Raw genomic sequence first — 23,719 nt, 5'->3', positions numbered from 1 at the left:
CATAAAAACTGATACTAATTTTACGTAAAGTTGCGTTTCTTTCACGGTTTCAGCATTAAAAATCTCTATGAATAAATATTTTATTTTATGTGTCGCTTGTCTTACAGGAGTTTTGGTATTGAGTTGTTCTCAGTACAGTAATTCTCCGTTGAGCGTGGGGTTTCATAATGTTAATGCCAAGTACAATGCGTTGTTTCAAGCAAAGATTAAATTTAAAGAAGCCGAAACCTTAATTTTTGATGCTCGTCAAGATAATTTTTCTCAACTTCTTCCCATATTACTTCCGATAGATTCTATGTCCGCTCAAACGGTCAATGAACAACTCGCTTCTGTGATTAAAAAAGCTTCTTTGGTTGCCGAACGTCATCAAAATTCTAAATGGCTCGACGATGCCTATGTGATTATCGGTCAGGCTCGTTTGTTGAAAGAAGATTATAAAAACGCTATCGAAACGTTTAAGTTTGTCAATACCAATGCCACGAGCGATGATGCACGAGACGCCGCTTTAATCGGTTTGATGCGTGCTTATACCGAACAAGGCGAATATCAAACGGCATTAAGAGTAGCCGAAATTCTGCGTGAAGAACCCTTGAATAAAGAAAATACCGCAGATTTTTATTTAACAAAAGCATATTTGCACCAACTGAAAGAAGAGTACAAAACATCTGTTGCTATTTTGGAAGAAGCTTTACCGCTATTACCGAAAAATGAAGAAAAAGCAAGGTTATACTTTGTGGCAGGGCAATTGTATGAACTGATTAATAATCCAACATTGGCGGCTCAAAAATATTCCTCAGTTAGTAAAAATAGGCCTTCTTATAATTTAGGTTTTTATGCGAAACTCAATAAATCTTTGGCTTTAGGACAAACTAATAGTTTTCAGAAATTATTGAAAGACCCGAAAAACAAAGATTTACAAGATAAGATTTATGAAGCAATGGCAACTGCCGAAATCAGAAAAGGGAATACAAAATCTGGTTTAGTTTTATTGCAATCTTCTGCCAGAACGAATCAAAATCCACAGCAATTAGCATTTACTTACCTCAGATTGGCGGATTCTTATTATAACCAAATGGGCGATTATGAAATGGCATCCGCTTATTATGATAGTACTGCCACTTTATTGCCTCAGCATGACGCCCAATATAAAAGAGTAATTGATAGACAACGTTCTTTGGCTGATTTTGTAACTCAAGTAAGAATTATCAGAACGGAAGATTCGCTACAACGCTTGTCGAAAATGAGTCCAGAACAATTGGATAAGATTTTAGAAAAAGTTTATATAGACCAACAATTCAAAGAAGATAGCCAAAAGCGTGCAGCCGAAATTGCCAATAAAGGAAAGCAATTACAGAATAAAAATACCGCAAGTACTTTCAATGACCCGAATAAACCGATGTGGTATTTTAATAATCCCATCGCTATTTCACAAGGAAAAACAGCCTTTACTGCTCGTTGGGGGAATAGAGTTTTAGAAGATAATTGGCGAAGAAGTAGTAAAGAAAACACACTTTCGTTTGATAATAATGCACTTTCAAATCAAAATCTGACGAATACTTTAGGAAATAACCTTGGTGAATTAAATGCTAAAAACATAGGAGCTGACGGAATGAAAGCTGGGATTGCTGCTTTAAGAGCCAAAATTCCATTTTCTCCAGAATCCCTTTTAGCCTCAAAGAAAAGACAAGAAGAAGCTACTTTCGCTTTAGGAAAAGTATATAAACTCAATTTGAACGAGCCTAAAAATGCCATTATTACTTTCGAGAAGTTCTTGAAAGAATTTCCAAATTCTAGCCACGAAACAGAAGTATTGTATTTACTTTGTTTATTAACGGAAGACAACGCAGGAGTTTATGCTTCTTATAAAAATCAATTGATGACAAAATATGCAGACTCATATTTTGCAAGATTGTTGATAAGAAGCCAAAACGAAAGTTTAAGTACAGGCAAAGAATCAGAAGTACAGAAATTGTATGCGGAAGCTTATAATTACTTCGGTCAGAATAATTTCACAAATGCTTTAACGATTGTTGAGACTGGCTTGAAAGATTATCCGAACAGTCAAATTGAAGATAAATTAGTGTTTTTGAAAGCGATATTATTAGCCAAAACACAAGATACAAAAGCATATAAAACGGCACTAGAAAATTTCATTTCTGATTATCCGAAAAGTCAATTAATTACTTTGGCGAAAGAAAGATTAGAAGCTTTAAGTGCTAAATAATTAATTGTGATTGAGTGAGTTGTGATTTAGTGATTGAAAAAATAAGTATCTTTCTGTACAATTTTTAATACAATTCACAACTCACTCATTCACTAACTACCCCACTCTCGGACAGCGCTTAAATTCTTTCGTTCTATCAAACAAATAGCGATAAGTGATATATTCTTTGTCACGAGTTGTTCCTAATTGCGAAACAAAACGATTCATTTTTGGATTAAAATCGCCCACCCAGTTCATATCAATGGTTTCATACTGATAATGCGGATTATCTCTTCCCGCCTGACGGAAACGCAAAGCGATAGCAGATTCAACGCCTTTTCCTTGAAAGTCTGGCACAACGCCAAAGATTACGCCACAAGTACGAGTAATCACGCCACGCATCAGGAGTAACATAAATTTAGCTTTTTCCCAAACGCCAAATTTACCGTTAAGATGTTTTACGATTTGATTAATATCTGGAATCACGATAAAAAATGCGATTGGACGCTCGCCAGCGTAGGCAAACCAAGTAAGTTCTTCGTCGATAATAGGTTTCATTTGTTTTACCAAATTACTTGCCTGTTCTTCTGTCATGGCTTTTACACCCGGAAATTTTGCCCAACCTTCATTGAAAATCGTTCTAAAATCTTCGCCATATTTCGCCAATTTACTCTTTTCGATATGTCTAAACGAGTACTCTGGATTTTCATAAATACGTTTAGCTTTTTCCTCTACAGCATTCGCAACTGATGCTGCACGAATCGGTGACACATAAACATATTGTTGGAAATAATCCTTGAAACCATATTTATCGAAGTACTGAATATAATACTCTTTCGTCCAAGGCATTTTGTAGGTAGGTTCATATTGCCAACCTTTGGTCATCAAACCCCAGAAAGAATCTCTTTCTCCAAAATTAATTGGTCCGTCCATCGCTTCCATACCTTTAGAAGATAGCCAGTTTTTACAAGTATCGAATAATAAAAAAGCAGCAGTTTCGTCTTCAATACATTCAAAAAAGCCCATTCCGCCCGTAGGTTGTTCTTCTTTTGTAGCCGTTTCATGATTGATAAAAGCGGCAACTCTTCCGATTGTTTTACCTGTTTCGTCTTGCAAAATCCAACGAATGGCTTCTCCGTGTTTAAAGTATTTATTTTTCTCAGGATTGAAAGTATTTTCAATATCTTGGTCGAGCGGACGAATCCAGTTTTTATCCTGTTCATACAAACTCACAGGCAATAAAAGAAATTCTTGTTGGAGATGTTTATGATTAGCTACTTCTAAAATGGTCATTGTTGTTGGGTTGAATATTTTTTCAAAGATAGAGGATTTGTATAGAGCCTCCATATTTACTGAGTCAGCTTGCAAGTTACGAAGGAAGCCGATAGAAAAATAACAGAAAAATTGTCAAATATACCCGAAGGACTTACGTTTGTCATGCGATAAGCATTTTGGAACGAAAATTACTTCAATCCGTTATACTTTTATTAGTTTTGTAAAGAAATCAATTTTGATAATCATGACTGACAAAGCAAAAATCATAAAAGATTTTACAGAAACCATGAAAGCTCATTATGGTGAACGACTATCAAAGATAATTTTGTACGGTTCGTATGCTCGTGGAGATTTTCATGAGGAATCGGATATTGATTTTATGGTGATTTTGAATGATAAAGAAGTGAAAGCAAGTAAAGAGATTACGCATACTTATCAACTTTTAAACGAATTAACTTTAAAGAATGATGTTTGGGTTTCAATGTTTGCGACTTCGAGAAGTAAGTTTGAAACCGCAACCAAAGCTTTGTTTAGATTTGTAAAACAAGAAGGTGTGATTGTTTATGAATGAAGATATTAAAAACGCTCTTGCTCTTGCGGAGGACACATTGGATGATGCAATCTACAATGCTGAGGATCACAGAAATAGGGTAGCTATTAATCGTTGTTATTATGCGTATTTTTATTTAATCAGGAGTTTGTTACTTGTAAGAGGAGTCTTTACTAAAACACATTCAGGACTTTATAGTGAATTTAGTAAGGTGTTTATCAAAACAGCTATTATTCCAAAAGAATTTAGCGATGCACTTGCTTTCTTATTTGACCAGAGACAAACCGCAGACTATGATTTAGAAGAAAATATAGATGATGAAGATATTGAAAAAGCCATTGAAATGGTTAAAAAATTTATAGAATTCATCAAAGAAAATCACTCAAAAATTTAATCAATAATCAATAAACTCTTTGAAATACATATAAAGAGAACCAAAAATAATATTAATCAAAAAATTAATGCAACCCCTAAAAATATACAATACCCTCAGCCGAGAAAAAGAACTTTTTACGCCCATCAACGCCCCGCATGTGGGAATGTATGTATGTGGACCAACGGTTTATAATTACGTTCACCTTGGAAATGTCCGTACTTTTTTAACTTTCGATATTCTCAATCGTTACCTTACTCATATTGGCTACAAAGTGCGTTATGTAAGAAATATTACAGACGTTGGTCACTTGGTAGGCGATGGCGACGAAGGAGAAGATAAAATAGGTAAAATGGCGAAGCTCGAAAAGCTTGAGCCGATGGAAATTGTGCAGCGTTATACCAACGATTTTCATAAAGTACTCGAACAATTTAATTTACTTCCGCCAAGTATCGAACCTTCGGCTACGGGTCATATTGTAGAGCAAATCGAAACTACAAAATCTTTAATTGACAAAGGTTTAGCTTACGAATCGCAAGGTTCTGTATATTTTGATATTGCTCGTTATAATGCAGAAGGAGGAAATTATGGTAAACTTTCGGGAAGAGTACTGGAAGATTTATTAACTGAAACTCGTGATTTGGATGGTGTTGGTGAAAAACGTAATCCTTTAGATTTTGCTCTTTGGAAAAAGGCTGCTCCTGAACATTTAATGCGTTGGACTTCTCCTTGGGGCGATGGTTTTCCGGGTTGGCATTTAGAGTGTACTTGTATGAGTACCAAATATTTAGGTGATACTTTCGATATTCATGGCGGAGGAATGGACTTGAAATTTCCACATCATGAATGTGAAATTGCTCAGGCAAAAGGTGCGAATGGTGTTGAGCCAGTTCGTTATTGGATGCACTCGAATATGCTTACCGTGAACGGACAAAAAATGTCTAAATCTTTGGGCAATTCTTTTTTGCCAGCTGAATTATTTGCTGGTTCGCATCCATTGTTGGAGCAGGCATACAGCCCGATGACGGTTCGTTTCTTTATGTTGCAATCGCAGTATAGAAGTACTTTAGATTTTTCAAACGATGCTTTGAAAGCTGCTCAGAAAGGTTATAAACGTTTGATTAATGGCTTGAGAATCGTCAAAAATCTTGAATACATTGCTGATGATGCTATCGTCGTTGATGAAAAACAAGTATCTGAAGTAGAAAAAGGTATTCAAAACTGCTACGATGGTTTGAATGATGATTTGAATACGGCTGTCGCTATTGCAGGCTTGTTTAATTTGGTCAAAAAAATCAACCAGCTTTATATGGGACAAGTACAAACCGCCCAATTAGGTGAAAGTACTTTTACTTTGTTGAAAGAGTCATTCGTTGCTATTATTGAAAATGTACTTGGCTTAATTGAAGAACCAAACGAGAATGTTGAAGCTTTTGCGAAAGGAATGTTATCGCTTTATCGTGAATACAAAGAAGCAAAACAATACGATAAAGTAGATGAAATCAGAGGTTATTTTAAGGCGAATGGTTTAGTCATCAAAGACATGAAAACAAAAATTGATTGGGCTTACGAAGAGTAACCTTAACTATTTTATTCAATTTTTAACGAATTCAAATGAGAACTCCCAGTATAACGCCTGTTGTGAAGGCATTGATGGCGATTAATATTATCGTATTTGGTGTAGAGTATTTTGGTCATAAAGATATGATTGTGTCGGTAATGGGGCTTCATTACTTTACTTCTGATAAGTTTTTACCTTTTCAGTTTTTAACATCTCTTTTTGTTCATGCAGACCTTCATCATTTATTTAACAATATGTTGGGCTTGTTTTTTCTTGGACCAATGTTAGAAATGTATTGGGGAGACAAGCGTTTTTTGACTTTCTTTTTAGTAACAGGAATGGGCTCTGGTTTACTATATATGGGTTTAAAGTATTATGATTATTCAACGCTTGAATCAGCCACAAGAGCATATATTGAACATCCAGACTTGAATCAGTTTAGTAAATTTTTGTATCAGTATTTTCCAGACGGAATACCGCATAATGCTTATGCACTAATTGAAGGGAATCCAAACAATATTACCGTACAGAATTCAGTTCTAGTTGCACAAGAATGTTTGAAGTCTGTTTTAGATACTCCACTAATCGGAGCATCTGGAGCGGTGTTTGGTGTAATGGCAGGTTTTGCCTTGCTTTTTCCTAATACTGAACTCATGCTTTTTTTATTACCAATCCCGATAAAAGCGAAATATTTTGTAGCTTTATACGGTCTATACGAACTGTATGCTGGCTTGAATAAAATGCCGGGTGATAATGTCGCACATTTTGCCCATATCGGTGGAATGATATTTGCGTTTATTCTAATTAAAATTTGGGGTAAAAATAGAAACTCCTTTTATTGAAAATAATAACATTCTGTTTTTCAAATTGTTATATTGAAACATTGAAGTTTTTTGAGTAATATTAAAGTTTATAAAGGAATATAAAAATGAGTGGGATTTTAGATGACTTTAAAGACGCTTTTTCCAAGCGAAACAATGGCTTAATTCAGCTAATATGGTTGAATGTAGCTGTATATGTTGTGATGTTGTTGGTGTTGATAAGTCTAACAATTTTCTTTAAAAAAGCTGAATTGTTTGATAATGCTTTATCATACTTAAGCCTCACACCGTCTTTAGGGATTTTTATGTATCGTCCGTGGACGATTTTGACTTACTCTTTCTTTCACTCTGTTAATCCCATTGCTCATTTATTGCCCAACATGTTGATGCTTTACTGGTTTGGAGCTATCATTCAAGAGTTTTTGGGTAGCCGTAGATTAATCAATTTGTATATTTTAGGGGCAATTTTCGGAGGTGTTTTTGCATTACTTACTTTCAACTTTATTCCTTATTATCAAACAGGAATTAATACAACCATTATTGGTGCTTCTGGCAGTGTAATGGCAATTATGTTTGCCGCCGCTACGCTTGCTCCAGATTATACTTTTTTCTTGTTTTTGATTGGTCCTGTTAGAATAAAATACATCGCCTTCTTTTTCTTTTTGATTTCATTGGCTGGTGCAATTGGAGTAAATGCTGGCGGAGGAATTGTTCACTTAGGCGGTGCTTTATTGGGTTATTTGTACGTGAAACAATTGCAAGCAGGTAACGATTGGGGAACACCAATTGATGTAACGGTAGATTTTTTCAAAAGAATTATCAATCGTACCGAAAAACCGAAGATTAAAGTTGCTTACCGACAAAAAGAAACTTCTTACAATAGTACAAGTGTAGGTGTAGGCGTTGGTTATCCAGATGAAGATGAAGTTGATGCTATTTTAGATAAAATTTCACGCTCAGGCTACGAAAGTTTAACAAAAGAAGAAAAACAAAAACTATTCAAAGCTTCTCAGAAGTAAGATAATATACTCATTTTTCAAAAAAAGGTTAAGTAGTAAATCTGCTTGACCTTTTTTATTGTTACCAAGCTTAAAATATTTCCGTAAATTTGTCAGCTCAATACGAAGTTTGACCTAAGATTCTTCCTATATTTAAGTTTAGTAAAACATTTTAAGGATTAACAGGGTTATTACTTTCAAATTCACACTCGGAAACCCATGCAAATTATACCCGGAAAAATATTAGCTCAGATTAATACTCCAGAAGATTTAAGGAGACGTAATCGTTCTGAATTGTTGCAGATTTGTGATGAACTGCGTCAATACATTATTGATGATGTATCGGTGTATGGCGGACATTTTGGGGCTTCGCTTGGTGTGGTTGAATTATCCGTAGCACTTCATTATGTTTTCAATACGCCCAACGACCAGTTAATTTGGGATGTAGGTCATCAAGCTTACGGACATAAAATCTTAACAGGGCGTAGAGATAATTTTCATACCAATCGCCTTTATGGTGGTATTTCTGGTTTCCCAAAACGCAAAGAGAGTAAATATGATGCCTTCGGTGTTGGGCATTCTTCTACTTCTATCTCAGCGGCTTTGGGGATGTCGGTGGCTTCTAATTACAAAGGAGAAACTGACCGTCAGCACATTGCAGTAATTGGCGATGGCTCAATGACGGGAGGAATGGCTTTTGAAGCGATGAACCATGCGGGAGATATTCCGAACAATATGATTATCATTTTGAATGATAATTGTATGGCAATCGACCCCAATGTAGGTGCTTTGAAAGAATATTTAACAGATATTACTACTTCACATACTTATAATCGAGTAAAAGATGAAGTGTGGAATCTGTTAGGAAAAATGTCAACATTTGGCAAATCTGCTCAAGACATTGTTTCTAAAATTGAAAATGGCTTAAAAGCTACTTTGCTTAAACAAAGTAATTTATTTGAATCATTGAACTTGCGATACTTCGGACCAATTGATGGGCACGATGTAGAATATATGGTTACGGTCTTGAATGATTTGAAAAACATTCCTGGTCCTAAAATTCTTCACTGTATTACTACCAAAGGCAAAGGTTATGCTTTAGCTGAAAAAGACCAAACTTTATGGCATGCACCGGGTAAGTTTGATAAGATTACAGGTGAAATCAAGAAGAAATATTATTCAACGCCACAAGCACCAAAGTATCAAGATGTTTTCGGGCATACAATTGTTGAATTAGCAGAGAAAAATTCCAAAATTATGGGCGTAACGCCTGCAATGCCTTCGGGAAGTTCGCTGAATTTGATGATGAAAGTTATGCCAAATCGTGCTTTCGATGTTGGAATTGCGGAACAACATGCAGTTACTTTCTCTGCTGGTATGGCTACGCAAGGACTTACAGTTTTCTGTAATATTTATTCAACCTTTATGCAACGTGCTTATGACCAAGTGATTCACGACGTTGCCATTCAAGAATTACCCGTTATTTTCTGTCTCGACCGTGCTGGTTTTGCTGGTGCTGATGGACCTACGCATCATGGAGCTTACGATATTGCTTATATGCGTTGTATTCCAAACATGATTGTTTTCGCTCCGATGAATGAAAAAGAGTTGAGAGACATTATGTTTACTGTTGCTCAAGATGAATTTAAAGACTTGAAAAAATGTATCTCTATTCGTTATCCACGTGGCGAAGGTGTTATGCCTAATTGGAAAACAGAATTTGAGAAAATGGAAATCGGTAAAGGTAGAAAAATTAAAGATGGTGAAAATGTAGCGATACTCACAATCGGTCATATCGGAAACTATGCCGTTCAAGCTTGTGAAGCATTAGCCAACGAAGGCATCAATCCAGCACATTATGATATGCGTTTTGTAAAACCTTTAGACGAAACGATGCTTCATGAAATTTTCCAAAATTACGATAAAGTAATTACGGTAGAAGATGGTTGTATCCAAGGTGGTTTTGGTACTGCTGTAGCAGAATTTATGTTGGACAACAATTACGCAGCACAAATCAAACGTTTGGGTATTCCTGATAGAATTGTAGAACATGGTGAACAATTAGAGTTACATCATGAATGCGGATTTGACCCAGAGGGAATTGCAGAAGCGGTTAGAAGTATTCTTGGAACTCAAAAGAATATGAACAAAGCAGAAATAGTTAAGGTGGCCCTAAATTAATTTTTAGAGATAATCTGCTGAAAATAAAAGGGATAGCTAATAACTTTCACATCTGAAAGCTAAATAATAATGACTTAGGCGAAAATGATTTTTCGCCTTTTTTATTTTGGCTTTATTAACTACATTTGCCCAATGAAACAATTTACAGCCATATTGCTAAGTTTAGTCATCTTTGTGGGAAGCCTATTCCCCAAAGCCGATGCTTTGCAGTTAGCAAAAATTGGAGAATTGGTAAAACACTATAAAGAACACAAAAATAGTTGGAATGAAAACATTAGCTTTTTAGAGTTTTTAACGATGCATTACTCTACAGCATCAAAACACTTGAAAACTGCGAAACATTCTCATTCAAATTTACCAAATTTAGATTCACACAGTACAGCAACGCTGTTTGAACCTACTTTCAATAAAAAAATTGTACTCCACTTTGATGCTATCTTCAAAGTCTTTTCTGAACCCAATTTCGTTTGGAAAAATTTCTATAGTTTTTCTATAGTTCAGACGCTATTCAATCCTCCTCGATTCTAATTTCTCTAGGCAAAATCCGCTTTGTCATTTCTTATCATTTTTCCATCACGAAGTTTCCTTCGTGAAAATACCTTTATTTATAATAATGAGCTTTTCCGTCATGGAATTACAAATTTTTATGTCTTAAAATTTGGGCTCTTCTTCTTGAAAAATATACAATGATAGATTCAATCATTCGATTCAGCATATACAATAAGCTGACAATCGGTTTATTGGTATTGGCATTGGCGACTTGGGGTGGTGTTTCACTAACTCAATTAACCATTGATGCCCTTCCAGATATTACTTCCAATCAGGTGCAAGTAATTACGCAGTCGCCAGCTTTGCCTGCTTCTGAAGTAGAAAAATTTATTACTTATCCGTTAGAAATCTCATTAAGAACTGTTCCTAATACCAAAGAAATTCGTTCAATTTCAAGAATGGGTTTATCGGTTATTACTGTCGTTTTTGATGACGATGTACCTACCGAAAAAGCCAGACAACAAGTTTCTGAAAAAATTAGAGAAGCAGAACCTAACTTAATTGCTGGTGCTGGTCGCCCAGAGATGGCGCCAATTACGACTGGTCTTGGCGAATTTTATCAATATACTTTGGTCGTTGACCCAAAATTCAAAGACAAATACTCTTTAGCTGATTTACGTACCTTGCAAGATTGGGTTGTGAAAAGACAACTTTTAGGCATAAAAGGCGTCGTAGAAGTAAGTTCTTTTGGTGGACATTTGAAGCAATACGAAGTTTCAATTAACCCAGAAAAACTAAGAGCGATGAATCTGAGCGTCGCAGAAGTATTTCAAGCTTTACAAGATAACAATGCCAATTCTGGCGGTAGTTATATAGAGAAGGGCACAGATGCTTACTTTATTCGTTCGGAAGGAAGAGTAAATAGTTTGCAAGATATTGAAAACGTTGTGATTACTACTCGTGGAGGCGTTCCTGTGTTGGTAAATGATGTGGCGAAAGTTCAGTTTGGTCATGCAGTGCGATATGGAGCGATGACTCGTAATGGCGAAGGTGAAGCTGTTGGCGCAGTTGTACTTTTACTGAAAGGAGAATCTGCCGAAAAAGTAGTGGTAGATGTTAAGAAAAGAGTAGCAGAAATTCAAAAATCTTTGCCAGAAGGTGTAAAAGTAGAATCGTTTATTGATAGGAGTAAACTGATTGATAAGTCTATCGGTACGGTTCAGAAAAACTTGATTGAAGGTGGTTTAATCGTGGTTTTTATTTTGGTTTTATTCTTGGGAAATTTCAGAGCAGGTTTGGTCGTTGCTTCGGTGATTCCGCTTTGCTTGCTTTTTTCTTTTGCCATGATGAAACTCTTTGGCGTGTCGGCTAATTTGATGTCACTTGGTGCGATTGACTTTGGTTTGATTGTCGATGGAGCAGTAATTATCGTAGAAGCCGTTGTACACCGATTACACACTAGGACAATTCCTGAAAATCATGATGGAAAAGCTTACAGACTGACTCAACTTGAAATGAATGAATCTGTTTACGATTCAGCCGTTACCATCCGAAAATCTGCTGCATTTGGCGAAATCATCATTTTGATTGTTTATTTTCCAATACTCGCCTTGACGGGTATTGAAGGAAAAATGTTTCGTCCAATGGCTGAAACAGTAAGTTTTGCCATTATTGGCGCATTGATTTTATCGTTGACTTACGTGCCGATGATGTCTTCTTTATGTTTAAGTAAAAAGATTGACCATTCAGAAACCATCGCCGATAAAATTATCAACTTTCTGTATAGATTCTATCAACCCATCATCACTTGGTCGTTGAATAAGAAAACGATTATTTTAAGTACTTCATTGGCATTTTTTGTAGCAAGTTTGATGCTTTTCGGCAGTTTAGGCGGTGAATTTATTCCTGAATTGAATGAAGGTGATTTTGCTGTTGAAACCATTCTTCACAGTAATGCTTCATTGTCTCAAAGTGTGTATTCTAACAATGAAGCAGAAAAGCTTTTACTTCGTGAATTTCCCGATGAAATAGTGCAAATAGTGTCCAGAATTGGTTCTTCCGAAATTCCAACTGATCCAATGGGTATCAATGCCTGTGATTTAATTATTGATTTGAAAGATACCAAAGAATGGAAAAAAGCGGAAACGATGGAAGAACTCGCCCAAAAAATGGATGATGTTTTGAAAGATATTCCGGGTGTCACTTTTGAATTTACGCAACCTATCCAAATGCGTTTTAATGAATTAATTGCAGGAGTAAAGTCGGATGTTGCCATTAAAATTTTTGGAGAAGATTTAGATGTTTTATTCGAGAAAGCTCAAGAAGTAGCCAAGAAGATTCATAAAGTAAACGGTATCGCTGATATGAAAGTACAGCAAATTGATGGCGTTCCGCAAATGGTGGTTACTTACAATCGTCAGAAAATAGCTCAATATGGTTTAAAAATCAGTAATCTAAATACTTTGTTGAAATCAGCATTTGCAGGAGAAGAAGCTGGCGTTGTTTATGAAGGAGAAAAACGTTTTGGTTTGGTTATTCGATTGGATTCTTCGTACAGAAAAGACATCCAAAATATCCGAGATTTATATTTGGATTTACCCAATGGTGGTAAAATTCCTTTCTCGGAAGTAGCAGAAATTTCATACAAAGATGCGCCTGCTGAAATTACTAGAGATAACGCTCGCCGTAGAATTTCGATTGGTATTAATGTTAGAAATCGTGATGTAGAAAGCTTGGTGAAAGAAGTTCAAACGATTATCGACAAACAAGTAAAATTGCCAATTGGCTATACGGTTGAATATGGTGGTGCTTTCGAGAATCTGCAAGCCGCTAAAAGTAGATTGTTTATTGCTGTGCCTGTGGCACTTTTCTTAATTTTTGCCTTGTTGTTTTTCACATTCAATTCTTTTGTAGAAGCCTTGATTGTCTTTGTAGCGATTCCACTTTCGGCAATTGGTGGTATTTTATCACTTTGGTTGCGTGATATGCCCTTTTCTGTTTCGGCGGGAATTGGTTTTATTGCTCTTTTTGGTGTAGCGGTTTTAAACGGAATCGTACTGATTTCTTACTTTAAAATTCTGGAAAAGGAAGGAATAAGTGATATTAAGCAAAGAATTTTAGAAGGAACAAAAACTCGTTTCAGACCCGTCATGATGACGGCGGCTGTGGCTTCAATGGGTTTTTTGCCAATGGCTTTGAGCCATTCGCCCGGTGCAGAAGTACAAAGACCTTTGGCAACGGTAGTAATTGGTGGATTGATTACCGCAACCATTCTTACTTTGGTGGTTTTGCCTGTAATTTACAGCTTGGTTTTTGGTAGAAAACCAAAAGCTTCGAAAACCCTAATTACTTCAATCGCTTTATTGTTGATAAGTACAGCCACTTTTGCACAAAATACTCCGCCACAGAATTTGCAAATGTGTATTGATAAAGCACTTCGTCAAAACCAAAATGTACAGATTGCTAATTTAGAAATTTCGGGGAATCAGGCTTTGGTGAAAACGGCTAAAGAAATGCCTAAAACCAGTTTTGATGCTCAATACGGGCGAACACAAGTTTTCAACGGAAATGATGTAACCTTTACCGTTGGACAATCTTTTGCTTTGCCAAGTTTGTATAAAGCTCAAGAAAATTTGCTGAAAGGTAATGTGTTGACGGCTGAAAAACGTGCAAAACTCACCAAAACACAATTAATTGGCGAAGTAAAAAGTGTTTACTTTCAGATTTTACATACGCATCAATTTATTCAATTATTAGCCCAGCAAGACAGCCTTTATCAGAGTGCTTTCAAAGCGGCTTCGGTACGATATAAAACTGGCGAGACGGATTTATTAGAAAAAGTATCTTCTGAAACTCGCCTCAGAGAAATCCAAAATCGTATCCAACAAAGCCAAGCTGATGAGCAGAATTTGTATCAAACATTAAGGTTTTTGATGAATACCAACGAAAATTTTGAGATTGATTACGCAGGAAATCAACAAAAAGCAATGGTGTTAAATAATGCTGAATTAGCTTCCAATCCTTTCTTAGAAATCATTAAACAGCAAAGTGAAGTAAGCAAATTGCAAACCAATTTGGAACAACAACGCTTGAAACCAGATGTAAGATTGGCGTTAACTAACCAAAGTATTGAAAATCATTTCAATCAAAACTTTGTACAGCTTGGGCTAAATGTGCCGATTTTTACCAAAGCGCAACAAGCTAGAATTACTGCTTCAAAAATCAACGAGCAAGTAATTACTCAGCAATATCAGTATGCTGAAAACCAATTGCAAAGTCAGTTGAATTCATTGAAAATACAGTTTGATAAAGCTGAAAAGTCACTGAATTATTACAAAAATTCAGCCTTGCCACAAGCGGAATTGATTGCTAAAACGGCTTCAAAAAGCTATCAATCAGGCGAAATTGAATATGTGGAATTCGTACAGAATATCACACAAGCTTGGCAAATCAAAGAAAATTACTTGGCTGAATTACAGCATTTTAATCAAATTATCATCAATATCGAAACTTTAATTGGCAATGAATAATCTCCCAAAAAATCATATAATTTCCTTTCAAAAAGGCTTTTTATTAGGCATTACTTTATTAATCAATATTGCTTGTTCAAATACAAAAGCTGAAGAACAAGACAAAGAGGCTGAAACAATAACTGACGTCGTTACTTTATCTGCTGAACAAATCAAAAATGCAAAGCTGACTTTGGGAAATTTCGACCAAACCACTATTTCAGATGAAGTAAAAGCCAATGGTATGGTGGATGTTCCGCCGATGAATATGGCTTCTGTGAGTATTCCTATTAGCGGCTATGTAAAAAGTACTAATATTTTGCCCGGTTCAGCCATTCGTAAAGGAGGAGTTTTAGCTACAATTTACAGTATGGATTATATCCAATTACAGCAAGATTATTTACAGGCTGTTAGTAAATTGAAGTATTTAGAGCTGGAACTCGACCGCCAGAATACTTTAAGTAAAGAAGATGTTGGTGCTAAGAAAAAACTTCAACAGGCTGATTCGGAAGTTTCGTCGATAAAAGCATTGACAAAAGCTCTTGAATTGAAACTTGAAATGATTGGCTGTTCTGTGGAAAAGCTTAAAAAAGGACAAATTTTATCTGTCATTAATATTACTTCTCCAATTGATGGCTATGTGAAAATCGCCAATTTATCCATTGGAAAAAATGTAGCACCTACTGATGTTTTGTTTGAAATTGTTGGCGATGCCCATAAGCATATCGAATTGAAAGTATTTGAAAACGACATCAATAAAATAAAAGTAGGACAAAAAATCATGGTAGAAAATCCGAAATTCTCGGAAAAAAACATGACCGCAACGGTTTTTTTGGTAGGAAAAAATGTTGAAGCGGATACCAAAACTATTAATATTCACGGGCATATTGATGATGAAGCGATGGAGAATAAACTAACCGTTGGGCAATACGTCAACACAAAAATCCTAACAGGAAAAAGAATCGTTAATACTTTGCCAGAGTCAGCAGTGGTATTGCATGGAAATGGCGGTTTTATTTTTATCAAAACGAAAGAAAATACTTTCCAGCAAATTCCTGTAAAAATTGGCATTACTGAAAGAGGAAATATCGAAGTAATTCCTGAAAAAAATATAGGTAATCAACAGGTTGTAAAACAAGGAGCTTCTATTTTACAAGCAATGCTGACGGGTTCAGAAGAGTAATTTGTAGCATAAAAAAGTGATTAAGAAATAAATTAATGTTTAGACGCAACCGTTTAGCGTTTTATCCTGTATAAAGGATTAGAACATACCAAGTATTTGGTTTTTGAAAGTAATACACAATAATCTTTTATAGATGATATAACTTTCATAATGTTCTACGTTTTCATCCGAGCAAATAAATATTTTTCAATTAATCCTTAAAATTTATGAATACTACAGAAGAAAAAATGAATCGCCTTACTTTTCTAAAACAACTAGGACTTTCTGGGGCAAGTTTAATGGCAGTGTATTGTGGTGTAACGATGAGTTCTTGTACTAACGAAAGCGACGAAGTAACGCCTCTACCAAGTACAGGAATCAAATTTGATTTATCGCTAGCAGCCAATGCGGCTTTACTTACAAAAGGTGGATATGTTGTGGATAGAACCAACAACATTGTGGTAGCCTTTACCAATGTGGGTACTTATGTGGCTGTAACGTTGATTTGTAGTCATGAAGGACAAAAGCAAATTACTTATGCTACGGATAAATTTTATTGTACTGCTCATGGCGCTACTTATGATAATACTGGCAAAGGAACGAATGCCAATGGAAGTGCTGGTTTAAAAGCTTATACGGTTACACAAAGCGGTACAGTTTTAACGATAACCTAGAGACCCTACAACCGAAAATTACGTATGTCTTTTCGACAGTAAATTACGAAATGGTTTTATGAAAGATTTAAAACCATTTCGTTTAAAAATATCCAACTTATGAAAAAATATCTATTGGTATTCAGTTGCTTAATTAGTTTCCAGAGTTTTTGTCAGGACGACCTGATGGATATGCTTAACAAAGAAAAAGGAACGCAACCCGAATATACTTCCGCAACATTTAAAGCGACTCGCTTAATCAATGGACAAACCATTGAAACCGTCAGTAAAAAGCATCTTAATTTCTGGATTTCTCATCGATTTGGAGCAGTAAACTCAGGCTTTATTGATAACTTTTTTGGTTTAGACGAAGCTCGTATCAGACTCGGTTTAGAATATGGTTTGAGTGATAACCTGACCATTGGTTTGGGCAGAAGTTCACAAGAAAAAACCTATGATTATTATGTGAAATACAAAGCAGTTCGTCAGTCAAATAGCGTGCCTATTACTGTTACTGGTTATTTGAGTGGTGCAGCCAATACAATGGCTACAGGTTATACACTTCCTTCTGGTTCAACCTTGAAATTTGATGATAACCTAGAACGCCAAACATACTGTGCACAAATTCTGATTGCCCGTAAATTCAGCGAAAAGCTTTCTTTGCAAATTATGCCAACGGTTATTCACTTCAACAAAACAGAAGTGGAGGATATGAAAAACGATATGTTAGCATTGGGTTTTGGAGGTAGATATAAGCTTTCTAAACGAGTAACACTAAATGCCGAATATTACCTAGCAGACCACGGCAATAGCAGTATTTCAGGCAAGTACCATAATTCATTAGCAGTTGGTTTTGATATTGAAACAGGTGGACACGTTTTTCAATTGCATTTTACCAATTCAAGAGGAATGGTAGAGCGTCATTTTATTGCTCAAACGCTTGGAGAATGGGGTAAAGGAGATATTTTCTATGGATTTAACATTGCCAGAACATTCAGTTTTGATGGCAAATCAAAGAAAGATAAACACTAACATGAAAAAGAATATTTTAGTATTGGTTTGGGCTTTATTGATAAGTCAAGCCAGTTTTGCACAGCTATATTTTACCCAAACAGGTAAAACTAGTTTCTTTTCCAAAACACCTTTAGAAGATATTTCAGCAGTAAACAGCACAGTTTCTTCTATTTTAAACACGGCAACCAACGACATCGCCGTGCGAATGAACATCAATCAATTCAGATTTCCGAATAGATTAATGGAGGAGCATTTCAACGAAAACTATTTAGAATCAGAGAAATTTCCAGCGGCTACTTTCAAAGGCAAAATCGCCGAAAAGATAGATTTTACCAAAGAAGGTACTTATGATGTAACTGCCAAAGGAGTAATGATGATTCACGGAGTGAGTAAAGAAAAAGTACTCACAGGAAAACTAACGGTTGGAAAAGATAATATCAGCATCGACACCAATTTTGAAATCGCTTTAGTAGATTATAAAATTGACGTACCTAAATTAGTTTGGGAAAAAATTGCCGAGAAAATTGCTGTTAAAAACAGCTTTTCTTTAATCAAAAAGTAATAGAAATTCTCAAGTCGTAGAAGGATTTATACCATCGCTCGTGTCATCACGAGCGATTTTTTTTGTAATTGGATTGCGTGTGAAGACACATGCAACGGCACTAGATTCATTAAGGGTGATTGAGCAATAATCTACAAAAAAAACCTCCGCAAAAACAAGCCTGCGGAGGTTTAGCATTCTTTTCAATCAAAAAAATTATTTTATTACTTTCATTATTCCATTCATGATACTCCAGTGACCCGGGAAGGTACAGACAAATGGATAATCTCCTATTTGTTCTGGTACGGTGAAGCTTAATCTATAAGATTCTTCTGGGTTTACTAAAGGCGTTGAAGCGATGATTTGAGGAATGTTTGGTACATAATTTTTATCCAAAGCATCCTTTTGCGTAATCATTTTGTTAGCGGCTTTACCGATAATTTCTAAAGATTTCGGTTTACCAATTACCAAATTATGTTGCATCGCATCAGGGTTTTCAAAAACTAATTCTACTTTAGTTCCTGCTTTTACCGTGAATTCCTTTTTATCATACTTCATTTCTTCTTTCACAGATTTTATCACAATAATTACTTTGTTTGGATCTGTCGCTTCTTCGGCTTTGACTTCCCAAGCTTGGAACAAACGAGTTAATTTCGCTTTGTTATCTGCTGAAAGTGTTTTGTTCAAGCCTGCTAAGAATACTTTGTCGCTGTCTTTTACTTGTACTTTCTTTCTATAATTCCAACCATCTGTGATGCCTTTAATCAGGGAAGAAGCGCTAGTTTCATCCAACTTCTGGCTTAATTTTAATAATGCAATGACTGAATCAGCCGAGCTAACATTGGCATAACCTTTAACGGCTTTTTCCATCGCATAATTCGACATACTTTTAGGAACATTGAAAGTCACTTTTTGACTATAAGCATTGTTTTTCTCGTTCTCTTCTGCAATGGTATTGGCTTTGTCTATTTCAACAGAAACGGTATAAATACCCGGCATATCAGATGTTAATCCAAGATTTCCTGTCCATGCACCATTATTGTAAGTACTAATTTTAACGCTTTCATTGGCTGGAATACCGTCATTAAAAGTATGGCTTACCAAATCATATTTTCTACCTACACCTTCAATTCTAACATTTAGATTGATTACTTCTCCTTTTGCAATCGCTACGCCACCTTGATTTTTTACCTCAATATTGAAAAGTACAGGTTCAAGAACAGCAGGATTTGCAGGTGTGAAGTTGATTTTGCTAATAACTAAATCAGGCTTATTACTTGCCGAAATAGCGGTAGCTTTCTCTTCTTTCACCATGGCAGCGTGGTCGTGATGAGCAGGCATTTCTTCTGTTTTAGCTTTTACTGGCGAAGTATTTTTAGTAAGATTTTGTAAATGCTTTTTCAATAAAGCTTGTTTGTGGCTTGTCAATACAGAAGCGAAACCATCTGGTAACCAACGGTCGTTAATTTCTGTTGATTGTTCCATACGAGTCAACAAAGCTTTTTCAGATTCAGCCGTTAAAGGCATTTCAGATAAAGCCAAAAGTGTATTTAACACTACCAAAGGCTCTTTATCGTTCAATGAATTTTGTTCCAATAAAACTTTTACTGAAGCTTCGTTACGAGGCAACAATTGAACTGCCGTTTTACGAACGCCCGAACATGGATGCGATAAAGAAGCAATTAAAGCTTTTTGTACTTCGGCATCGTTCAATACACCCAAACCTTCTAAAGTACGAAGTGCGTGAATTACACTTGGATTGATACCTGCTTCGTCTAAAGACTGGTCTTTCGTGATTTCAATCAATGCTGACACTACGTCTTTTTGTCCACGTTCTACTAATAAACGTTGTGCGTTCATTCTCCAGAACATGTTTGAATTTTTAAGAGCCGACAATAATTCTTGCGGACGGTCTTTTGATAAATTCAAAGGAGTATAGTTTGGTGCATCTTTCGCACTTACACGGTAAATTCTACCATGTGTAAAGTTTCTTAAATCGGTTTCATAAGCATTTCCTTGACCCATTTCAAAACCATTTGGTTTTGGATTATGCTGAATAATGAAAGAATACCAATCGGCAATCCACACCGCACCGTCTGGACCAACTTCTGCAAAAACTGGAGAAACCCATTCATCAGCACCCGCCAAAAGGTTGAAACCTTCTACGTCGCTATAATCTGTTCCGTTTTTGGTCATTACGTTTTGGTGAACTACGTGTCCTGTTGGTTCACAAACAAAAGCGATTTGATTCCAATATTTTTTAGGGAATGCTCTTGCAGTATAAAAATTATGACCAGCCGCCGCAGTATATCCACCGAAAACATCCACCTGACGAATTCTTGGCGTGATGGTTTTCATGTCTTTGTGCGTATCTGTACTTCGGCTACCGTTTGTGGCAGTTGGCGAAAGAATATTTCTATGTGGAATCGCCATGTACCAGCCATGTGAATTGTTGGCAGTTGAACCAAAAACATCGCCCGTTTCGTTGAAAGCAAAGCCCCAAGTATTGTTTGAAGTACTGGTGATATGTTCAAAATCTGAACCATCAGCTTTGAATCTAAAGAATCCTTGACCGAATTTTACTGAATCTTTTTCAGCAAATTTTCCTTGAAAACCTGCATAACCTAAAGAACCCCAAATCCAGTTATCAAAACCATAATGTAAGTTGGATGGACCAGCATGCGTATCAGAAGTACCAAAACCAGAGAACAAGATTTTCTTTACATCTGCTTTATCATCGCCATCGGTATCTTTCAAGAATAACATGTGTGGAGCTTGTGCTACAATTACTCCGCCATTGGCAAAAACCAACCCTGTAGGAATACTCAAACCATCGGCAAAACGAGTGAATTTATCTGCTTTTCCATCTTTGTCGGTATCTTCACAAATCAAGATATAATCGCTACCGCCAGTTTCTTTGCGTTCGTTTGGATAATCTTTCGTAATTAAAACATACAAACGACCACGCTCATCCCACGACATCGCAATTGGGTGCATTACGTTTGGTTCATGGGCAAATACTTCTAAATTAAATTCAACGGGTACTTGTATATGTTTCAGTGTTTCTTCTGGAGAAAGCGCTGCTTGTAATAATTGTGGACCAGGGCGTTTTTCATAATTAGGCAATTTTGCTTCACTGTAAGAAAAAGGTTCTGGGGTTAAAGCTGCATGTGCTAAACGAGCTTGCTCGTCAACTGACCAAATGATTCCATTTTCTAATAATTTCAAGAAATCAGGATTTGTCCAAGTACGCTCATCATGTCCGTAAGCGGTATAAAATACTTTTCCCTGACCATACTGGCGAGTCCAAGTATAAGGTTCGGTTTTAGCATCTGGACGGTCTTTTGTTTGGTCAGCTTTAATGTCACGAGTCATTAAAACATTATTATCTGCTTGTAAATGACTGTGTAAATACGTTTCATCGAAGGCTTTAATGCCTGAAATATCTTTTAATATTGGGTTTTGAGGTTGAACAATATTCGCTTGAATAGTATCCATTGTGTGTCGCCAGAACTGTCCGCCTACCATTTTAACGTATTCTTCAGAATTTCTAAAACAATAAGAAGCACAGTGAATAGGTAAAATTCCTTTGCCAGAAGCCACATAAGCCAAAAGGTCTTTTTCAGCTTCAGGAGTAATTTTATCCCAGTTGGCATAAATCATTAAGGCATCATACTTATTCAAATTAGCAGTATTGATGTCTTCTAATTTATCGGTATAAGTAATGTTAATTCCTTTGTTTCCGAGTGCAGACATCAATGTTGGCACACGTTCTACAGGTTTATGATGACCATTGTCACCAAGAAACAGTACTTCCAAACGACGAGCTTTCACCGCTGTTTGAATAGCTGCTTTGTTGTTTTTTTTCGCTTTTTTCTGAGAAAAACCTACGAGGCAAGTCAGCAATAAGCAAAGACTAAGCAATGATTTTTTCATTTCTTTTGATAGTATAAATTCATGGATAATTTAAAATTGGGTATTGAATATTATTCTACACTCAACCTCACCCCCAACCCCCTCTCCCGCAGAGAGGAGCTTTTTTTAGTCCCAAAAGCTCCCCTCTCAACAGGAGAGGGGTTGGGGGTGAGGTCTTGCGCAGAATAATGTTTGGTCACAAAAACTTTTAGGACAGCCTCATTATTATGCAAATCAAAAATCAGGGATATAGATAATTTCGCCTCCTTTTAAAGCAGATTCATGTGATAAAATACCTACTGATGTCCAGTTTGCAGATTGTTCAGCATTTGGGAATGGGTCACGGTCTTCAACAATTGCCGAAACAAATTCATGTACAAGATGCGGATGCGAACCTCCATGACCAGAACCTTGCAAGAAAGAAAGGTGTTGGTTTTCGTCGGTATCATATACTCCACCAGTTGTAAATACTTGAATTTCTTCAGGCAAATAATGAGCATAATCTGGCACAGTTACTTTTTCTGGAATTTCTGGTTCTGGTTTTTTAGCGGTATGAACAACATGTTCTTCGTGTTCAATCAACGACCATTCAAAAGATTTTTTTGAACCATATACTTCAAAACTTTCACGGTATTGACGAGCCACATCAAATAATGAACGATATACCAAAGCACTTAAATCTGAATCTTTGAATTTGATATGCGCAGATTCAATGGCAAAAGGAGAGTTATAATGTTGATGTAATTCTTCACGAATTGTTCCTGAACCAAAGCATGAAACGTACTCTGCTTGTAATTTCAACAAACCAGCCACAGGACCCACACAGTGTGTAGCATAGTGCATTGGCGGCAAACCTGGCCAATAACCCGGCCATCCGTCCATGTCTTGTTGGTGAGAAGCTTTCAAGAATTGTACTTTTCCTAATTCTCCTTTTTCGTATAATTCTTTTACATACAAAAATTCACGACTGTAAACTACGGTTTCCATCATCATGTATTTTTTGCCTGTTCTTCTTGTCGCTTCAACGATTGCTTTACATTCTTCTACAGAAGTTGCCATCGGAACGGTACAAGCTACGTGTTTGCCTGCATTCAAGGCTTTTAAGCTTTGTTCTGCATGATTATGAATCGGAGAATTGATGTGTACAACATCTACTGCTGGATCTGCCAATAAATCTTCAAAGCTGGTATAACGCTTTTCGATTCCGAAAGCATCTCCAATGGCATTGAGTTTCTCTTCAGTACGCTGACAAATTGCGTACATATTCGTGTTCGGATGACGTTGATAAATGGGAATAAATTCAGCTCCAAATCCTAAGCCGACAATGGCAATGTTTAGTTTCATGATTATAAATTTGAGTTTATGAGTCTATGAGTTTAAAGTTTATGAGTCTATGAGATTAAAGTTTATGAGTTCTTGAGTCTGAAAAAAATTAAGAATTGAGGTTTGTTTACGAGTATAAAACTTATAAACTT

The 23,719-nt window shown here is 36.1% G+C and carries 16 protein-coding genes; 13 read left to right on the top strand and 3 right to left on the bottom strand.

Annotation, left to right across the window (positions count from 1 at the left end):
• Positions 1-67: 67 nt before the first annotated feature.
• Positions 68-2,224, top strand: coding sequence for a type IX secretion system periplasmic lipoprotein PorW/SprE (gene porW, locus VB798_RS11030; RefSeq protein WP_323258530.1), 2,157 nt, complete (start codon positions 68-70; stop codon positions 2,222-2,224).
• Between the two features lie 96 nt (positions 2,225-2,320).
• Here the strand turns inward: porW and VB798_RS11025 are convergent, their stop codons facing one another.
• The gene (locus VB798_RS11025; RefSeq protein WP_323258529.1) at positions 2,321-3,496 is read right to left on the bottom strand and encodes a hypothetical protein; all 1,176 of its coding nucleotides are present in this window, start codon (positions 3,494-3,496) and stop codon (positions 2,321-2,323) included.
• Between the two features lie 226 nt (positions 3,497-3,722).
• Here VB798_RS11025 and VB798_RS11020 point away from each other — a divergent pair, with 226 nt between their 5' ends.
• The 12 genes from VB798_RS11020 to VB798_RS10965 all read left to right on the top strand — a co-directional run bounded on the left by VB798_RS11020 (position 3,723) and on the right by VB798_RS10965 (position 18,350).
• A complete protein-coding gene (locus VB798_RS11020) occupies positions 3,723-4,049 on the top strand; it encodes a nucleotidyltransferase domain-containing protein (RefSeq protein ID WP_323258528.1) in 327 nt (108 codons plus the stop codon).
• Positions 4,042-4,422: a HEPN domain-containing protein gene (locus VB798_RS11015; protein ID WP_323258527.1), complete on the top strand. Its 381-nt coding sequence runs from the start codon at positions 4,042-4,044 to the stop codon at positions 4,420-4,422. Before VB798_RS11020 ends, VB798_RS11015 begins: the two co-directional genes overlap by 8 nt.
• Positions 4,423-4,489: 67 nt before the next feature.
• Positions 4,490-5,980 carry a cysteine--tRNA ligase gene (gene cysS / locus VB798_RS11010; RefSeq protein ID WP_323258526.1) on the top strand — a complete coding sequence of 497 codons (1,491 nt, stop codon included), beginning with the start codon at positions 4,490-4,492 and terminating at the stop codon, positions 5,978-5,980.
• A 35-nt stretch (positions 5,981-6,015) separates the two neighbouring features.
• On the top strand, positions 6,016-6,804 hold the full coding sequence (locus VB798_RS11005) for a rhomboid family intramembrane serine protease (protein ID WP_323258525.1): 789 nt from the start codon (positions 6,016-6,018) through the stop codon (positions 6,802-6,804).
• Between the two features lie 86 nt (positions 6,805-6,890).
• Positions 6,891-7,802 carry a rhomboid family intramembrane serine protease gene (locus tag VB798_RS11000; RefSeq protein WP_323258524.1) on the top strand — a complete coding sequence of 304 codons (912 nt, stop codon included), beginning with the start codon at positions 6,891-6,893 and terminating at the stop codon, positions 7,800-7,802.
• 198 nt (positions 7,803-8,000) lie between these two features.
• Complete coding sequence (gene dxs / locus VB798_RS10995) at positions 8,001-9,962, top strand: 1-deoxy-D-xylulose-5-phosphate synthase (protein ID WP_323258523.1); 1,962 nt, start codon at positions 8,001-8,003, stop codon at positions 9,960-9,962.
• 132 nt (positions 9,963-10,094) lie between these two features.
• On the top strand, positions 10,095-10,490 hold the full coding sequence (locus VB798_RS10990) for a hypothetical protein (RefSeq protein ID WP_323258522.1): 396 nt from the start codon (positions 10,095-10,097) through the stop codon (positions 10,488-10,490).
• A 158-nt stretch (positions 10,491-10,648) separates the two neighbouring features.
• On the top strand, positions 10,649-14,980 hold the full coding sequence (locus VB798_RS10985; protein ID WP_323258521.1) for a CusA/CzcA family heavy metal efflux RND transporter: 4,332 nt from the start codon (positions 10,649-10,651) through the stop codon (positions 14,978-14,980).
• Positions 14,973-16,142, top strand: a complete 1,170-nt coding sequence (locus VB798_RS10980) for an efflux RND transporter periplasmic adaptor subunit (protein WP_323258520.1) — start codon at positions 14,973-14,975, stop codon at positions 16,140-16,142. The genes VB798_RS10985 and VB798_RS10980 overlap by 8 nt, the downstream gene beginning before the upstream one ends.
• 206 nt (positions 16,143-16,348) lie before the next feature.
• A complete protein-coding gene (locus VB798_RS10975; RefSeq protein WP_323258519.1) occupies positions 16,349-16,795 on the top strand; it encodes a Rieske 2Fe-2S domain-containing protein in 447 nt (148 codons plus the stop codon).
• A gap of 99 nt (positions 16,796-16,894) precedes the next feature.
• Entirely contained in the window at positions 16,895-17,806 is a 912-nt protein-coding gene (locus VB798_RS10970) for a DUF5777 family beta-barrel protein (RefSeq protein ID WP_323258518.1), read from the top strand.
• 1 nt (position 17,807) lies between these two features.
• On the top strand, positions 17,808-18,350 hold the full coding sequence (locus VB798_RS10965; RefSeq protein WP_323258517.1) for a YceI family protein: 543 nt from the start codon (positions 17,808-17,810) through the stop codon (positions 18,348-18,350).
• Positions 18,351-18,545: 195 nt separating this feature from the next.
• Here VB798_RS10965 and VB798_RS10960 read toward each other — a convergent pair whose 3' ends face one another.
• Entirely contained in the window at positions 18,546-22,265 is a 3,720-nt protein-coding gene (locus tag VB798_RS10960) for a PVC-type heme-binding CxxCH protein (RefSeq protein ID WP_323258516.1), read from the bottom strand.
• Between the two features lie 213 nt (positions 22,266-22,478).
• Positions 22,479-23,588, bottom strand: coding sequence for a Gfo/Idh/MocA family protein (locus VB798_RS10955; protein WP_184137432.1), 1,110 nt, complete (start codon positions 23,586-23,588; stop codon positions 22,479-22,481).
• Positions 23,589-23,719 lie beyond the last annotated feature (131 nt).

This window comes from Arcicella lustrica, from assembly GCF_034930985.1.
GTDB lineage: Bacteria > Bacteroidota > Bacteroidia > Cytophagales > Spirosomataceae > Arcicella > Arcicella lustrica.
This window is presented reverse-complemented; position numbering and strand designations above follow the sequence as displayed.

What these genes read in the sequence shown, in the direction of transcription:
- VB798_RS10960 (WP_323258516.1), bottom strand. Translation starts at nt 22,265, where the DNA reads ATGAAAAAATCATTGCTTAGTCTTTGCTTATTGCTGACTTGCCTCGTA.
- VB798_RS10965 (WP_323258517.1), top strand. Translation starts at nt 17,808, where the DNA reads ATGAAAAAGAATATTTTAGTATTGGTTTGGGCTTTATTGATAAGTCAA.
- VB798_RS10990 (WP_323258522.1), top strand. Translation starts at nt 10,095, where the DNA reads ATGAAACAATTTACAGCCATATTGCTAAGTTTAGTCATCTTTGTGGGA.
- VB798_RS11000 (WP_323258524.1), top strand. Translation starts at nt 6,891, where the DNA reads ATGAGTGGGATTTTAGATGACTTTAAAGACGCTTTTTCCAAGCGAAAC.
- VB798_RS10955 (WP_184137432.1), bottom strand. Translation starts at nt 23,588, where the DNA reads ATGAAACTAAACATTGCCATTGTCGGCTTAGGATTTGGAGCTGAATTT.
- VB798_RS10975 (WP_323258519.1), top strand. Translation starts at nt 16,349, where the DNA reads ATGAATACTACAGAAGAAAAAATGAATCGCCTTACTTTTCTAAAACAA.
- dxs (WP_323258523.1), top strand. Translation starts at nt 8,001, where the DNA reads ATGCAAATTATACCCGGAAAAATATTAGCTCAGATTAATACTCCAGAA.
- porW (WP_323258530.1), top strand. Translation starts at nt 68, where the DNA reads ATGAATAAATATTTTATTTTATGTGTCGCTTGTCTTACAGGAGTTTTG.
- VB798_RS11005 (WP_323258525.1), top strand. Translation starts at nt 6,016, where the DNA reads ATGAGAACTCCCAGTATAACGCCTGTTGTGAAGGCATTGATGGCGATT.
- VB798_RS10970 (WP_323258518.1), top strand. Translation starts at nt 16,895, where the DNA reads ATGAAAAAATATCTATTGGTATTCAGTTGCTTAATTAGTTTCCAGAGT.
- cysS (WP_323258526.1), top strand. Translation starts at nt 4,490, where the DNA reads ATGCAACCCCTAAAAATATACAATACCCTCAGCCGAGAAAAAGAACTT.
- VB798_RS11015 (WP_323258527.1), top strand. Translation starts at nt 4,042, where the DNA reads ATGAATGAAGATATTAAAAACGCTCTTGCTCTTGCGGAGGACACATTG.
- VB798_RS10980 (WP_323258520.1), top strand. Translation starts at nt 14,973, where the DNA reads ATGAATAATCTCCCAAAAAATCATATAATTTCCTTTCAAAAAGGCTTT.
- VB798_RS11020 (WP_323258528.1), top strand. Translation starts at nt 3,723, where the DNA reads ATGACTGACAAAGCAAAAATCATAAAAGATTTTACAGAAACCATGAAA.
- VB798_RS10985 (WP_323258521.1), top strand. Translation starts at nt 10,649, where the DNA reads ATGATAGATTCAATCATTCGATTCAGCATATACAATAAGCTGACAATC.
- VB798_RS11025 (WP_323258529.1), bottom strand. Translation starts at nt 3,496, where the DNA reads ATGACCATTTTAGAAGTAGCTAATCATAAACATCTCCAACAAGAATTT.